Origin of the sequence: Kitasatospora sp. YST-16, from assembly GCF_026802215.1 — a bacterium.
GTDB classification, from domain to species: domain Bacteria; phylum Actinomycetota; class Actinomycetes; order Streptomycetales; family Streptomycetaceae; genus Kitasatospora; species Kitasatospora cineracea.
In genome coordinates this window covers 4,987,767-5,002,907 of record NZ_CP113837.1, presented here as the reverse complement: position 1 = coordinate 5,002,907, position 15,141 = coordinate 4,987,767, and the positions used below count along the sequence as shown (strand labels likewise).

At 70.7% G+C, this 15,141-nt stretch carries 9 protein-coding genes; 2 read left to right on the top strand and 7 right to left on the bottom strand.

The features are described 5' to 3' along the window. Window positions 1-72 precede the first annotated feature (72 nt). From OU787_RS22865 to eccD, 3 genes are all read right to left on the bottom strand, one after another. On the bottom strand, window positions 73-2,283 hold the full coding sequence (locus OU787_RS22865; RefSeq protein WP_030462696.1) for a polyribonucleotide nucleotidyltransferase: 2,211 nt from the start codon (window positions 2,281-2,283) through the stop codon (window positions 73-75). 379 nt (window positions 2,284-2,662) lie between these two features. Beyond that, entirely contained in the window at window positions 2,663-2,953 is a 291-nt protein-coding gene (gene rpsO, locus OU787_RS22860; RefSeq protein WP_030462697.1) for a 30S ribosomal protein S15, read from the bottom strand. A gap of 89 nt (window positions 2,954-3,042) precedes the next feature. Beyond that, window positions 3,043-4,512, bottom strand: a complete 1,470-nt coding sequence (gene eccD / locus OU787_RS22855) for a type VII secretion integral membrane protein EccD (RefSeq protein WP_030462698.1) — start codon at window positions 4,510-4,512, stop codon at window positions 3,043-3,045. 543 nt (window positions 4,513-5,055) lie between these two features. Between eccD and eccCa the strand changes: the two genes are divergently transcribed. Both eccCa and OU787_RS22845 read left to right on the top strand, forming a co-directional pair. After that, window positions 5,056-9,009 carry a type VII secretion protein EccCa gene (gene eccCa, locus OU787_RS22850; protein ID WP_268660408.1) on the top strand — a complete coding sequence of 1,318 codons (3,954 nt, stop codon included), beginning with the start codon at window positions 5,056-5,058 and terminating at the stop codon, window positions 9,007-9,009. Between the two features lie 481 nt (window positions 9,010-9,490). Beyond that, window positions 9,491-10,897 carry an APC family permease gene (locus OU787_RS22845; protein WP_030462700.1) on the top strand — a complete coding sequence of 469 codons (1,407 nt, stop codon included), beginning with the start codon at window positions 9,491-9,493 and terminating at the stop codon, window positions 10,895-10,897. A gap of 111 nt (window positions 10,898-11,008) precedes the next feature. On the opposite strand, the gene mycP is transcribed toward OU787_RS22845, so the two are convergent. From mycP to eccB, 4 genes are all read right to left on the bottom strand, one after another. Next, on the bottom strand, window positions 11,009-12,403 hold the full coding sequence (gene mycP / locus OU787_RS22840) for a type VII secretion-associated serine protease mycosin (RefSeq protein ID WP_268660407.1): 1,395 nt from the start codon (window positions 12,401-12,403) through the stop codon (window positions 11,009-11,011). 144 nt (window positions 12,404-12,547) lie between these two features. Further along, the gene (locus tag OU787_RS22835; protein WP_030462702.1) at window positions 12,548-12,835 is read right to left on the bottom strand and encodes a WXG100 family type VII secretion target; all 288 of its coding nucleotides are present in this window, start codon (window positions 12,833-12,835) and stop codon (window positions 12,548-12,550) included. A gap of 76 nt (window positions 12,836-12,911) precedes the next feature. Continuing rightward, window positions 12,912-13,211, bottom strand: a complete 300-nt coding sequence (locus OU787_RS22830; protein WP_030462703.1) for a WXG100 family type VII secretion target — start codon at window positions 13,209-13,211, stop codon at window positions 12,912-12,914. Window positions 13,212-13,392: 181 nt separating this feature from the next. Continuing rightward, window positions 13,393-14,979, bottom strand: a complete 1,587-nt coding sequence (eccB, locus tag OU787_RS22825; RefSeq protein ID WP_268660406.1) for a type VII secretion protein EccB — start codon at window positions 14,977-14,979, stop codon at window positions 13,393-13,395. Window positions 14,980-15,141: the final 162 nt, after the last annotated feature.

The following is a 15,141-nucleotide window of genomic DNA, read 5'->3' as shown; positions in this document are numbered from 1 at the left end:
CAGGACTTCACGAACAGGGTGCGGCCCGCACGCGCCGTCAAGGGCGTGCGGGCCGCGGGTGCTACGGGGTCGTCACTCGGAGGCGGCGGCCTCGCCGCCCTCCTCGCCCTCGATGACCGGGATCAGCGACAGCTTGCCGCGCGGGTCGATCTCGGCGATCTCGACCTGCACCTTGGCGCCGACGCCGAGCACGTCCTCGACGTTCTCGACGCGCTTGCCGCCGGCCAGCTTGCGGATCTGCGAGATGTGCAGCAGGCCGTCCTTGCCCGGCATGAGCGAGACGAAGGCGCCGAAGGTGGTGGTCTTCACCACGGTGCCCAGGTAGCGCTCGCCGACCTCCGGCATGGTCGGGTTGGCGATCTGGTTGATCGTCGAGCGGGCAGCCTCCGCCGAGGGGCCGTCGACCGCACCGATGTAGATGGTGCCGTCGTCCTCGATGGTGATGTCCGCGCCGGTGTCCTCCTGGATCTGGTTGATCATCTTGCCCTTGGGGCCGATGACCTCGCCGATCTTGTCCACCGGGATCTTGATGGTGATGATCCGCGGCGCGTTCGGGGACATCTCGTCGGGCGCGTCGATGGCCTCGTTCATGACGTCGAGGATGTGCAGGCGGGCGTCCTTGGCCTGCTTCAGCGCGGCGGCCAGCACGGAGGCCGGGATGCCGTCGAGCTTGGTGTCGAGCTGCAGGGCGGTGATGAAGTTCCGGGTGCCGGCGACCTTGAAGTCCATGTCGCCGTACGCGTCCTCGGCGCCGAGGATGTCGGTCAGCGTCACGTAGTGGGTCTCGCCCTCGATCTCCTGGGAGATCAGGCCCATGGCGATGCCGGCGACGGGGGCCTTGAGCGGCACACCGGCGTTCAGCAGCGACATGGTGGAGGCGCAGACCGAGCCCATCGAGGTGGAGCCGTTGGAGCCCAGCGCCTCGGAGACCTGGCGGATCGCGTAGGGGAACTCCTCGCGGGTCGGCAGGACCGGGAGGAGCGCCCGCTCGGCGAGGGCGCCGTGGCCGATCTCGCGGCGCTTCGGGGAGCCGACGCGGCCGGTCTCGCCGACCGAGTACGGCGGGAAGTTGTAGTTGTGCATGTAGCGGCGACGGGTCTCCGGGGAGAGCGTGTCGAGCTGCTGCTCCATGCGCAGCATGTTCAGCGTGGTGACGCCCAGGATCTGGGTCTCGCCGCGCTCGAACAGGGCCGAGCCGTGCACCCGCGGGATGGCCTCGACCTCGGCGGCCAGGGTGCGGATGTCGGTGACGCCGCGGCCGTCGATGCGGACCTTGTCCTTGATGACGCGCTCGCGGACGATCTTCTTGGTCAGCGCGTTGTAGGCGGCGCTGATCTCCTTCTCGCGGCCCTCGAACTCCGGGAGCAGCTTGTCGGCGGCGACGCCCTTGATCCGGTCCAGCTCGTTCTGGCGCTCCTGCTTGCCGGCGATGGTGAGCGCCTTGGCGAGCTCGTCCTTGACGGCGGAGGTCAGCGCGGCCAGCACGTCGTCCTGGTACTCCAGGAAGCGCGGGAACTCGCCGGTCGGCTTGGCGGCCTGCTTGGCGAGCTGCGACTGGGCGGCGCACAGCACCTTGATGAACGGCTTGGCGGCCTCCAGGCCGGCGGCGACGACCTCCTCGGTGGGGGCCTCGGCACCGCCCTCGACCAGCTTGATGGTCTTGTCGGTGGCCTCGGCCTCGACCATCATGATCGCCACGTCGCCGTCCGGCAGGACGCGACCGGCGACGACCATGTCGAAGACGGCCGACTCCAGCTCGGAGTGGGTCGGGAAGGCCACCCACTGGCCGTTGATCAGCGCGACGCGGACGCCGCCGATCGGGCCGGAGAACGGCAGGCCGGCCAGCTGGGTGGAGGCGGAGGCCGCGTTGATGGCCACCACGTCGTACAGGTGGTCGGGGTTGAGCGCCATGACCGTGACGACGACCTGGATCTCGTTGCGCAGGCCCTTGACGAAGGACGGGCGCAGCGGGCGGTCGATCAGGCGGCAGGTGAGGATCGCGTCCTCGGAGGGGCGGCCCTCGCGACGGAAGAACGAGCCGGGGATGCGGCCGGCGGCGTACATCCGCTCCTCGACGTCCACCGTGAGGGGGAAGAAGTCGAAGTGCTCCTTGGGCTGCTTCGAAGCGCTGGTGGCCGACAGCACCATGGTGTCGTCGTCCAGGTAGGCCACGGCGGAGCCGGCGGCCTGACGGGCCAGGCGGCCGGTCTCGAAGCGGATGGTGCGGGTGCCGAAGCTGCCGTTGTCGATGACGGCCTCGGCGTAGAAAACGTTCTCTTCCACCTGGAAGATCTCCTCTTTCGTACGTCTCCCCAGGAGCGCCCCTGCGCTTGCCTGCCGTGGCCCGGGCAGCTGGGCCGGTCTTCGATCGAAGCCACCGGGTCGTGCCCCGTTCCTCGGGGTTCCCGGCGGCCACTACCGAGGACCGGCGCCTTTCGGCGCGCGGCGGTCGGCGTGTGGACGCTCCTGCGGGGTGCGGGCGGCTTCCGTTTGAAGCCTTGTTCCGGCCCGCAAGGGCGGGCATGCCCTTTACCTTACAAATTCACACCCTACCGAGCGCGGCTTTATGCGGACGGGTCGTCGCGGGGCGTGGTCGCGGGGTGGCGCGGAATGCGCCGAGGGGCGGCTCCCCCGGAGAGGGGAGCCGCCCCTGCGAGCGGTGTCAGCGGGCGCCGCCGGCGGCACCGCGGCGGATGCCGAGGCGGTCCACCAGGGTACGGAAGCGCTCGATGTCCTTCTTGGCCAGGTACTGCAGCAGGCGGCGGCGCTGGCCGACCAGGATCAGCAGGCCACGACGCGAGTGGTGGTCGTGCTTGTGGAACTTCAGGTGCTCGGTCAGGTCCGAGATGCGGCGGGAGAGCATGGCCACCTGGACCTCGGGGGAGCCGGTGTCGCCCTCCTTCTGGCCGAACTCGGCGATGATCTGCTTCTTGACGTCAGCGGCGAGGGCCACGGGCATCTCCTTCGGTGTGTGGCCGAGCGGTCCTGGTAGGAGGCACAGGACCTGACAAGACTCGGTCTGTTAAACCCTAGCAGTCCGGCTCAGCCGGTCGCGCCGCGCACCACGTTGTAGACGTTGAGCACGGCGAGGGCCAGGGGGACGAGCGCGAGCAGCATCAGGCTGTCGACCATGTCCAGGATGCGGCCCCAGAACGGGGACACCCCGGAGCGCGGGACGATCAGCGCGATGGCGGTCATCACCGCGGCGCCGGCCGCGATGGACGCGGACAGCCACACGGTGCGCAGGTCGGTGCCGCCGGTGGAGCCGGTGGTCAGCTGGGTGAGCAGCAGGTGCACCGGGGTGTGCAGGGCCAGGCCGAGGATCAGCAGGGACAGCGCGGCCAGACCGGAGATGGTGAGCGCGAAGACCTGCGTGGTGTAGCGGAACAGCCGGGCCCGCAGCATGGTCGAGACGCCGATGGACAGGGCCAGCAGTTCGGCCCAGCCCCGGTCGCTGAAGCCGAGCACGGTGCAGGCGCCGACGATGGTGGCGGAGGCGCCGCCGACCAGGCCGACCAGCACCTCGTGGCCGCGGCGGGCCTGGGCGGCGATCCGCTCGTACTGGACGGTCTCGGCGCTGTTGGCCTCCTCGCCGTACGCGGTGCCGCGGGTGCGGGCCTGGCCGGGGGCGCTGAAGCCGACGGGCAGGCGGGCGAAGCGGGCGGACAGCGCGGGCAGGAAGCCGATCACGGCCACCGCGGCGACGCCGGTGACGGCGGCGATGTCGGTGACCGCGGTGCCGGACATCAGCACGGCGGCGAAGGTGGCCAGGGTGCCGGCGGCGGCCAGGAAGGCGGCGGCGACGAACACCGAGTCCTTCTCCGGGAGCAGGCCGACCAGCAGGACGGAGACCACCAGCACGGTGACGCAGCCGACCAGGAACTGGAGCCGGCCGGGGCCGTCGCCGGCGCCGGGGACGTCGATGATGCCGGAGCCGGCCAGCATCGCGTGCGGCAGCGCGCCGAGGCCGAGGGCCAGCGCGGCGCCGTGGTCGGCGTAGACCCGGGCCCGGACGCCGGCGAAGGTCACCAGGACGATCGCGGTGACGCCGGACAGGATGCCGGGCAGGCCGAACATGTTGTGCCGCAGGTCGGAGAACCACAGCGCGAAGGCGAGCAGCGCCAGCAGGACGGTGCCCGCGATCAGGCCGAAGGCCCGCATCAGGTCGGGGCTCCAGAACCGGCGGTCCGCCTCGACGGCGGAGGCGATGGCGTCCGCGACGTCGTCGTAGACGGCCGGCGGCAGTGATTCGGCGAACGGCCGCAGGCTCAGCAGGTCGCCGTCGCGGACCTGCTGGGCCGCCAGCGGCAGTCCGCTGTCGAGCACGGTGCCGTCCCGCCGGACCAGGTGGAAGCCGGTCGGCGTTCCGTCCACCTGGGTCTGTCCGGAGAGCCTGAGCACCTCCGGGTAGATGTCCGCGAGCGGGACATCCTCCGGCAGGGCGACGTCGATCCGGCTGTCCGGTGCCACCACGGTGACCCGGCAGAAACCGGTCGTTGCGTTGTTGCTCACCGGCCCTCTCCCCCTCGTTGGCTGTGTCGGCAAGTCTGCTGACCACTCGTCGCAGCGGCTCCGGAACTGTCACGGCCCGAACGAGAGTTGGCGCGGCGACACCTTACCCTCCGCGGCAAGGGTGGTGTGCGCCGGGTGCGGGGCCGCTCCGGCCGCCGCGGGGCGGGCGGCGGGCGTGACGGGCGGTCAGCTCCGGGCGGGGCCCGGCGCGACCCCGTGGACGAACCGCTTGGCGTGCGCAGTAGGATCGGCCCCTGCGCACGGCGTACGGGGGCCGCGGTCGAAGACGCGAAGCCCCGCGCGCCTGCGGTTCGGCGGAGCGGGGGCGGCGTCATCACACGGGGCGCCCTCACCGTACGTATCCAGATGCGTGAGGGCGGATTGTGAGCGAGCGATGGGGGCGCCCCCTGTCAAGTGCCCTGGGAGGGCGCGTCGTTGAGAACGGGGAGTCGCACGCTGCGGCTGCCGCCCGGGACGGGGTGACGGTATGAACGAGCGGTGCGCGGGTGCGGAGCGCTCGCCGAGCGCCGGCGAGGTGGGCGCATGAGTACGGTGACGGTGAAGCGGCCGCCGCGGGCGTTCCCGCCCGCGGTGTCGGAGGAGCCGGTCGAGCTGGTTCCGCCGCCCGAGCTGCCGCGCGGCGGCGGCGAGGACTGGCTGATGACGCTGATGCCGATGCTCGGCATGGGCGGCAGCGCGGCCTTCCTGTTCCAGGGCGGCCAGGGCCCGATGAAGATGATGGGCGTCCTGATGATCGCCTCGACCGCCGCGATGGCGGTGGCGCAGATCGTCCGGGCCCGCAAGGGCGGTAGCGCGGCCACCTCGGACGAGCGCCGCGACTACCTGAAGTACCTGCAGCAGAAGCGGCGCGAGGTGCGGCGCACGGCGGAGCGCCAGCGCGGCGCGCTGCTGTTCACCCACCCGGAGCCGGACCAGCTGTGGTCGGTGGTGGCCGAGGGCCGCCGGCTGTGGGAGCGCCGGCCGACCGACGCGGACTTCGCGCAGATCCGGGTCGGCCTCGGCCCGCTGCAGCTGTCGACGCCGCTGGTGGCGCCGCAGACCGCGCCGATGGACGAGCTGGAGCCGCTCGCCGCGGAGGCGATGGGCACCTTCATCAAGACCCACGGCACCCTGCAGGACCTGCCGCTGGCGGTCTCGCTGCGGGCGTTCTACCACATCACGGTGTGCGGCGACCCGGACTCGGTGTACGGCAACGTGCGGGCGATGGTGGCCCAGCTGGCGACCCTGCACTCCCCCGAGGACCTGATGATCGGGGTGGCCGCCGCGCCCGGCGCGGTGGAGGAGTGGGAGTGGGCGAAGTGGCTGCCGCACACCCAGCACCGCAAGGAGAGCGACGGGGCCGGCTCGCGCCGCCTGATCGCCTCCGGGCTGGGCGAGCTGGAGGAGCTGCTGGCCAACGAGCTGGCCGGCCGCAAGGGCTTCTCCCGGGACAGCACGCCGACCCCGGACCAGCCGCACCTGGTGATCATCATGGACGGCGCCTCGGTGCCGGTCGACTCGGTGATCGCCGGTCCGGAGGGCGTCCAGGGCGTCACCGTGATCGAGGTCGTCCCGGGTGACCTGGACGAGCCCAACGGCCACCTGGTGATCACCGTCGGCAAGGACGAGCTGCTGCTGGAGGCGGCCTCCGGGGCGAGCTACCCGGGCACCCCGGACGGCCTGTCCAGCTGGCAGTCCGAGGCGCTGGCGCGGCAGTTGTCGCCGTTCCGGGCGTCCGCGGGCGGCGACGACAGCGACCCGTCGCTGGTGTCGATGGACTTCACCGAGATGATGCACACCGGCGACCCGGGCTCCTTCGACCCGGCCCGGCACTGGCGGCCCAAGCCGATCCGCGAGAAGCTGCGCGTCCCGCTGGGCGTGGGCAGCAACGGCGAGTACGTCTGGCTGGACATCAAGGAAGCCTCGCTGGAGGGCATGGGCCCGCACGGCATGTGCGTCGGCGCGACCGGTTCCGGCAAGTCCGAGGTGCTGCGCACCATCGTGCTGGCGCTGGCGGTCACCCACTCCTCCGAGGTGCTGAACCTGGTGCTCGCGGACTTCAAGGGTGGTGCGACCTTCGCCGGCATGTCGGAGATGCCGCACACCGCGGCCGTGATCACCAACCTCGAGGGCGAAGCGACCCTGATCGACCGCATGCGCGACGCGATCGAGGGCGAGATGAACCGCCGCCAGGAGCTGCTGCGCGCGGCGGGCAACTACGCGAACATCAACGAGTACGAGCGGGCCCGCGCGGCGGGTGCGCCGCTCGACCCGCTGCCCTCGCTGCTGATGATCATCGACGAGTTCTCCGAACTCCTCACCGCGAAGCCGGACTTCATCGAGCTGTTCATCCAGATCGGCCGCATCGGCCGTTCGCTGGGCATGCACATGCTGCTGGCCTCGCAGCGACTGGAGGAGGGCAAGCTCCGCGGTCTGGACACCTTCCTCTCCTACCGCCTGGGTCTGCGCACCTTCTCGGCCGCCGAGTCGCGGGCCGCGATCGGCGTGCCGGACGCCTATCACCTGCCGCCGATCCCCGGCGTGGGCTACCTCAAGTTCGGCTCCGACGTGATGGAGCGATTCCGCGCCGCGTACGTCTCCGGCAAGTACCGGGCGCCGGGCACCCAGCGGGCGGTCGGCGGCGTGGTGGTCACCGCCCAGCCGGTGCTGTTCACCGCCGCCGAGGTCGAGGTCGTCGAGCCCGAGGTGGAGGTCCTCCCGGAGCTCCCCCAGGAGGAGGAGACCGACGAGGCGCTGCTGGACACCATGCTCGACGTGTTCGTGCAGCGGATGATCGGCCAGGGCCCGCCGGCCCACCAGGTGTGGCTGCCGCCGCTGGACGACTCGCCGTCGGTGGACAGCCTGCTGGAGCCGCTGCAGGTCAGCCAGGACCGCGGCCTGACCCCGGCGGCCGTCCGCCAGGGCAACCTGGTCGTCCCGGTCGGCATCGTCGACAAGCCGCGCGACCAGCGCCGCGACGTGATGTACCTGGACTACTCGGGCGCCGCGGGCCACGGCATGATCGTGGGCGGTCCGCGCTCCGGCAAGTCCACCATGGTGCGCACCATCGTGGCCGGCTTCTCGGTCACCCACACGCCGGTGGAGGCGCAGTTCTACCTGCTCGACTTCGGCGGCGGCGGCTTCGGCTCGCTGGCCGAGCTGCCGCACGTCGGCGGCGTGGCGGGCCGACTGGACGTCGAGAAGGTCCGCCGCATGATCAGCGAGGTGCACGGCGTGCTCAACCGCCGTGAGGAGCTGTTCCGGGCGACCGGCATCGACACCATCGCCACCTACCGGTCCCGCCGGGCCGCCGGGCAGCTGCCCGACGAGCAGTTCGGCGACGTGTTCCTGTTCGTCGACGGCTGGCTGACCTTCAAGCAGGAGTTCGAGGTCCTGGAGCCGGTCATCGCCGACATCGTGCAGCGCGGTCTCGGCTACGGCGTGCACGTGGTGATCACCGCGGCCCGCTACGCCGAGGTCCGCCCGGCGCTGAAGGACCAGCTGCAGAACCGGGTCGAGCTGAAGCTCGGTGACTCCATGGAGTCCGAGATCGGCCGCAAGGTGGCGGCGAACGTGCCGCCCATCCCGGGCCGCGGCCTGACCGCCGACCAGCTGCACTTCCTGTCCGGCCTGCCCCGGATCGACGGCTCCAGCAGCACCGAGGACCTGGTGGACGGCGTCGCCGATCTGGTCGCCCAGGTCAACGCGGCCTGGACCGGCCCGCGGGCCCCGCAGGTGCGCATGCTGCCGCCGGTGCTGGACGGCCACTCGCTGCCCAAGGGCTTCGAGCACCCGGAGCTGGGTGTCGCGTTCGGTGTCGACGAGGTCGAGCTGGCGCCGGTGTTCGTCAACTTCGAGACCGACCCGCTGTTCGTCGTCTTCGGCGAGAGCGAGTCCGGCAAGTCGGCGATGCTGCGGATGCTGATCAAGCAGATCACCGAGCGGTACACCCCGGACCAGGCGGGCATCGTGGTCGGCGACTTCCGCCGCTCGCTGCTCGGCGTGGTGCCGCCGGAGTACCTGGTGGAGTACGCGGCCGCCGCGCCCGCCATGACGGCGATCGTGGAGATGCTGCGCGGGGCCTGCGGGCGCCGCCTGCCCGGCCCGGACGTCACGCCGGAGCAGCTGCGCAACCGCAGCTGGTACAGCGGCAAGGACATGTTCGTGATCGTGGACGACTACGAGCTGGTCGCCACCCAGTCGGGCAACCCGATGGCGCCGCTGGCGGAGTTCCTGCCGTTCGCGCGCGACATCGGCCTGCGCCTGATCATCGCCCGCAACGCGGGCGGCGCCGGCCGCTCGCTGTTCGAGCCGGTGATGCAGCGGATGCGCGAGCTGGGCGGTCAGGGCCTGCTGCTCTCCGGCGACAAGGGCGAGGGCGCGCTGCTGGGCACGGTCAAGCCGCAGCCGCAGCCGCCGGGCCGCGGTGTGTTCGTCTCCCGCCGGATCCAGGCGGGCCAGACGGTGCAGACCGGCTGGCTGCCGACGCAGATCTAGCGCGAGCACCGTCACGGACGGTGATCGGGAGGGCCGGGCTCCGGAAGGGGTCCGGCCCTCCGGCGTTCCCGGGCGGCATCCGAGGGGTGGAACGGTGCCATAACGTTATCTTCCGTTTTTCGCGGTTTTCCTTCGGTTCCCGTACCCGTCGAGGGTGTCCGACGACGTTTTTCGGCCCAGCAGCGCGGTGCGGCGGAGCGCCTTGGAATCAACGTCGGCCACCTCACATCACCTTCGATTCAAGCGCGGTTAACCCGAGTTGACACTACGGAAACATACGTCCCGACCGCTTCGGAGCTGCGTTCCGCAGGCAGATCGGCCTTGTGACGACGGAATCCGCAGCCGATCACGCGTTGACTGGGTCAATTCACCCAGGCAACCTGGCGAACCGGGAGCGAAGCAGGACCAGACCGCGAGACCGTGCTTCGGAGGCGATACCGCTCCCCACCCCCACACCGCCGCTCAGTGGATCGGATGCCCCATGACCGACACGCTTCCCCCGCAGGTAGCCTCTCCCACCGCGGGGGACACCGCGGGCAGCCCCAAGAAGCTCGCCCGATCGCTCGGCGTCGTGGGCGGCACCCTGCTCACGCTCTCCTGCGTGACCCCGGCGTCCTCACTCTTCGTGATCGTCCCGGAGCTCTTCAACTCGCTCGGCACCTTCACCCTGATGTCGATCCTGATCGGCACGGTCATCTGCATCGCGGTGGCGTTCTGCTACTCCGAGCTCGGCACCCTGGTGCCCTCCGCGGGCGGCGAGTACGCGATGGTCGGCACCCTGGCGGGCAAGTTCACCGGCTGGCTGGTCTTCATCCAGTCGCTGATCGTGGTGATGATCGTGCCCTCACTGATCGCCATGGGCACCGCCGACTACCTGGAACCGATCATCCACCTCGACCCGAAGTGGGCCGGCGCCGCGGTGATGCTGGCCGCCACCGTGGCCGGCCTGCTGGACCTGCGGGCGAACGCCTGGATCACCGGCATCTTCCTGGTGCTGGAGGTCATCGCCTGCGCCGTGGTCGCCTTCCTGGGCTTCGGCCACTCGGAGCGCGGGGTGAGCAGCCTGCTGCACGGCTCCGTCGTCGACGCCACCAGCGGCGCCACCAGCGGGGTGGGCTTCGCCGCGATCCTCGCGGCGATGGGCACCGCGCTCTTCGTCACCCAGGGCTTCTCCACCGCGATCTACCTCTCCGAGGAGCTGGAGAACCCGCGCAAGAACGTCGCCCGCACCGTGCTGTGGACGCTGGGCCTGTCCACCGCCATCATCCTGGTCCCGGTCGCCGCGATCACCATGGGCGCCCCCGACCTGAAGGCGCTCAGCGAGGGCAACATCTCCTCGCTGGTGATCGGCTGGAGCAACAGCGGCGTCGGCACCTTCATCAGCCTGTGCATCGCGCTGGCGATCATCAACGCCGGCATCGTGATGGTCATCCAGAACTCCCGGGTGCTGTTCGCCTCCGGCCGCGACAAGGCCTGGCCGGAGCCGGTCAACAAGGCCTTCGGCACCCTCAACAAGTTCAGCGCCCCGTGGATCTCCACCCTGGCGGTCGGCGTCCCCGGTGCCGCGCTCTGCTTCGTCGGCCAGGACCTGCTGACCAACATCACCGGTGTCGCGGTCGCCGCGCTCTACCTGCTGGTCGCCGTCGGCGCGCTGTTCTCCCGCCGCGGCCACCACAAGGCCGCCCCGGCCTGGCGCCAGCCGCTGTGGCCCGCCCTGCCGATCCTGGTGATCGTCGCCCTGGCCTACGTCCTGACCAAGCTCGACCCCACCGCGCTGTGGTGGACCCTCGGCATCACCGCCGCGGCCAGCCTCTACTGGGCGCTCTACCTGCGCCCCCGCCCGGAGACCCGCTGGGTCATCACCCTCCCCGAGGACGAGCGGGTCTGACCCCCGCGGGCCCGCCCTCCCGTCGGCCCCCGCCCGGTCCCCAGGACCGGACGGGGGCCGGCCCCTTTCCGGGACCGGCCCCCTCGTACACCGCCCGCACGGGGCGGTCGGTCAGTCGTGGCGCCCGCGGCGCCGTTGCATGTCCCGGGTGACGATCGAACCGCCGGCCAGGCCCGCCACCACCAGGGCGCCGATGCCGAGCACGAAGGTGCCGGTGCGGCGGTCCCGGTCGGCCTGGGTCTCCTCCAGCCCGAGCGGCTGCGGCTTCAGCGGCACGGTGTCGAGCTTGACCTGCGCGTCCACGCTGGGCGAGGCGCTCGGGCCGGGCACCTCGCTGTACTCCATGGCCTTCACCGGGTCGACCACGCCCCAGCCGATGTACTTGTTCGGGCCCCGCTCGGTGCGCTGCGCGGTCTGCTCGATCACGGTGCGGATCTGCATCGGGTTCCAGGTGGGGTGCCAGCCCTTGAGGAGGGCGGCCACCCCGGAGACGTACGGAGCGGAGAAGCTGGTGCCGTTGTCGGTGCACTGGCCGTGGCCGGGGACGGTGGAGAGCATGTCGACGCCGGGTGCGGCCACCTTGACGAAGTCGCCGTACTGGGAGAACGGGGCCCGCTCGTTGTTCCGGTCGGAGGCGCCCACGGACAGCACCGTCGGGTAGGCGGCCGGGAAGGTCGGCCCCTCGGTGCCGTCGTTGCCCGAGGAGGCGACCACCACGATGCCGGCGGCCTCGGCCCGCTTCAGGGCGTCCCCGAGCTCCTTGTCGTGGTCGAAGCGGTTCTCGTTCTCGGACTTGTTCGGGTCGACCTGGACCCGGACGTCCTGCGAGATGTTGATGACCTGGACCTTCTGTCCGATCGCAGCGTCGATCGCCTTGACCAGGCTCACGACGTCGCCGTTGCCGTCGGCGTCGTTCTGCCGGATCGCCAGGATCTTCGCGTCCTTGGCCAGGCCGACGAAGCCGATCTCGCCGGTCGGGTCCAGCGCGGCCGCGATGATGCCGGCCACCTTGGTGCCGTGGCCCACCGGGTCGGTCGTGCTGGTCCCCTCCGGGAGCTGCTTGTTGTTGGCCGCCATGGTCTCCTTGAGCAGGTCCGGGCCCTCGATGACCTTGTCCTTCAACTGCGGGTTCCGGTTGTCCACCCCGGTGTCGATGACCGCGACCACGACTCCCGCGCCGGTCCGGTTCGGGACCGGTCCGTCGCCGTCGGTCTTGCCCTTCCCCTTGCCGCTGGGAACCGGACTGGGGCTGGAGCTGGAGTTGGGCTGCGGCTTGCCCGTGCCCCACACCTCGTTCAGGAAGACCCGCTGCAGCGCCCACGGCTTGGCCTTGGTGTTCTCGCTGATCGGGAAGTTGCAGTCACCGGAGGCGGTCAGCTGCAGCTGCCCCCGGGTGTCGCCGCCCGCCGGCGCCGGTCCGGCCCAGGCCGGGCCGATCGCCATCGGGCCGACCGTCCCCAGCACCAGCAGCACCGCACCCGCCCGGCGCAACGATCCTGACGCCACCTCTGCTCCACCCCTCACTGCGTTCCACCCGTGTCGGTCGTGCCCCGCCCCGTGCGGCGCACGAAGGGCGGGCGCCCGTGAGGACGCCCGCCCGTGTCAAGCACTTGCCGTGCAAGTTCCCCCGTGCCGACCGTCGGCCGACGGTCAGGCCCAGATCTGCGAGTTCGAGTTCTCGGTCTGCTGGTAGCTCTGCGCGGCGTTGTCCAGCGCGGTGGCGATGCGGGCGAGGACCTGCTGGAGGTCGGCGGCCTTGGCGTCCCACTGGGCCTGGCGGGCCTGGTAGCCCTGCTGGGCAGCGCCCTCCCAGCTGGAGGCGATGCGCTGGACGCCCGCCTTCAGGTCATCCAGCTGGTTCTGGATGCGCGAGGCGGTCTGCCGGACCTCGGAGCTGGCGTTCTGGATGGTCTGGAAATTGACGAGAATGCCGGACATTGATCTCTCCCCTTCGATGGATTCACGGCGCACCCCCGGAGGGGCGCAGTGTGGTGGTGGTTACGAGCTACCGGCGTCAGCCGATGCCACCGACCGCAGCGCGCTGCTCCTCTTCAGTCATCGAGTAGGCCTTGGTGGTCGCCTCGATGGCCTGACGGATCTCGTCGAGGATCCGGTTGAGCGCGTTCGCGTCCTCGTTGAACTGCGACTGCATCTGCTGGTACGCGGACGCGGCCGCGCCCTTCCAGCCCGAAGCGATCTCGGAGACCAGGTTGTTGAGACGACCGATCTCGCCCTGGACCTGCTGGTTGACCTCGCCGATGCGGTTCGCGAAGGCGGTCATTTCCTCCGCGGTCGTCGTGAACTGACCTGCCATGATCCACCGTCCCCCATGAGACAGACTACGTCCGGACGTCCCTGTGGCGAACGCCCGCACGGGCACCACTTCGTGTGGTGCTCTGAAGCACTGTAACGGCCAACTGCCCTACACCCAACACCGGATAGCGGGTAGTTACCAGACCATGACACTGGATCGCGCTACCCGCGTTGACGGTCCGTCAGGCGTTCTGCGGCTGAACTGCGGCTGTGGTGTCGAGCACCGGCCCGGCCGGGACCAGCTTGGACCACTCGGCGGGCACCTGGGGCGGCAGGACGTCCTTGTAGTCGAGCCGTGCCTGGGCCTCGTTGGCCTCCGACTTGGCCGCCGGGGCAGCCGGGGCGGCCGGAGCGGAGGAGCCGTCGGCCGTGGGCGCGGCGGTGCTGGCCGGCAGCGAGTAGCGCAGGCCGGCGTCGGTGATCAGGAAGTAGCTGCCGGAGCTCGTCTGGCCGCTGGTGTCGAGCACGCCGCCGTCCACCGCGCGGTACAGCAGGCCGTGTCCGGCCGTCACGTGGGCGCTGAGCGAGTTCGCGCTGACCTTCGCCGGGTACTCGCCGTCCGCCCAGACCGTGCGCTTGATCCGGCCGTCCTGGTCGGCCCCGGCGTAGGTGGAGCAGATCACGGTGCGGGGCTTCTCCCCGATGTTGACGGCCTTCAGCTGGTGGGTGGGCATGTCCGGGTGCTCGGTCATCAGGTGGTCGTCGATCTGGGGCTGGAGCTTGTTGATGTCGCTCGCGTTGATCGGGTCCGCCTTGGCCTCGTTGCTGCCGTACGCGCTCACCACCCGGGGGTCGTACTTCATCAGCTGGTACTGGAACGGGGTGATCCGGTACAGGTGGTCGAGGCCGACCACGTAGAAGGCGTCCTGGAACGACAGCAGCCGGCCGACCTTCTTCTGCTTCGAGTCCGACAGGTCCAGGCGGGAGTTCTGGGGCTTGTCGCCCAGCCCGGGGATGTCCGGGAACTGCACCGGGTTACCGTCCGCCAGCGTGTTCATCCAGTCATTGGTGACCCGCTGCGCCTCGGGGCTCTGGCCGAACAGGGCCAGCTTCAGGGCGTTGATCTGGTCGCCCGTCTGGTTGTAGGTGCCGATCGCGTGCTTCACCCCGTTGGAGTCGACCAGGTAGAACGAGCCGTCCGTCTTGGCGTCCAGGTTCGGTTGCTGGACGTACAGCGCCTGGTTCTCGTCGAGCACCCGGGCCGGGTCCTTGAGGGTCTTCTCGTCCTGGTCGGCGGCGATGAACACCGACTGGCCGACGGTCGACTGGGCGTTCTGCTTGCTCTTCGTGTCGCAGACCGACCACAGCTTCGCCTTGCCCGCGTCGTCCTTCTTGGGCAGCTTGTCCGGCGCGTACGGGATGCCGATGGTGGCGCCGCGGCGCGGGTACTTGTCCAGCACGTCGTCGGCGACGGACAGCACGGTGGCGCCCGCGGCCAGCACCAGCCGGGCCGAGGACATGTTCAGCACCTGGTGCAGGGTGGGCTCCTTGTTGGGCCCGTCGTTCAGGATCACGTAGCGGGTGGTCGAGGACTTCCCCTGCAGGATGTACTTCCCGTTGTCCCAGTTCGGCGGCGCGGCCGGCTTGAGCACGCCCCACATGCCGAAGCCCGCGACGACCACCGCGGCGACCACGAAGCTCGGCAGTACCGCGCGGAGCGGACGCGGCGCGTCCTCGTCGTTTCCGCCGCCGCCCGGTTGCAGGAAGGCCCCCACCATCCGCTTCCGGGCGAAGGTGTAGGCGTTCAGCTCGTCCCGGCGTGATGCCATGCTCGTCCCCGTCTCCCCTGTGTGACCCGCCCCGCGGGTGTCAACGCGCTTGTGCCGTCGGTTGAGTCTGCCACCCGGCGGGCGACCCTCGCGGCCACTCCTCTACGATGCGGCAGCAGACGGTGAGTACGGTAACGGGTAGGCTCCGACGGTCCGCCATCC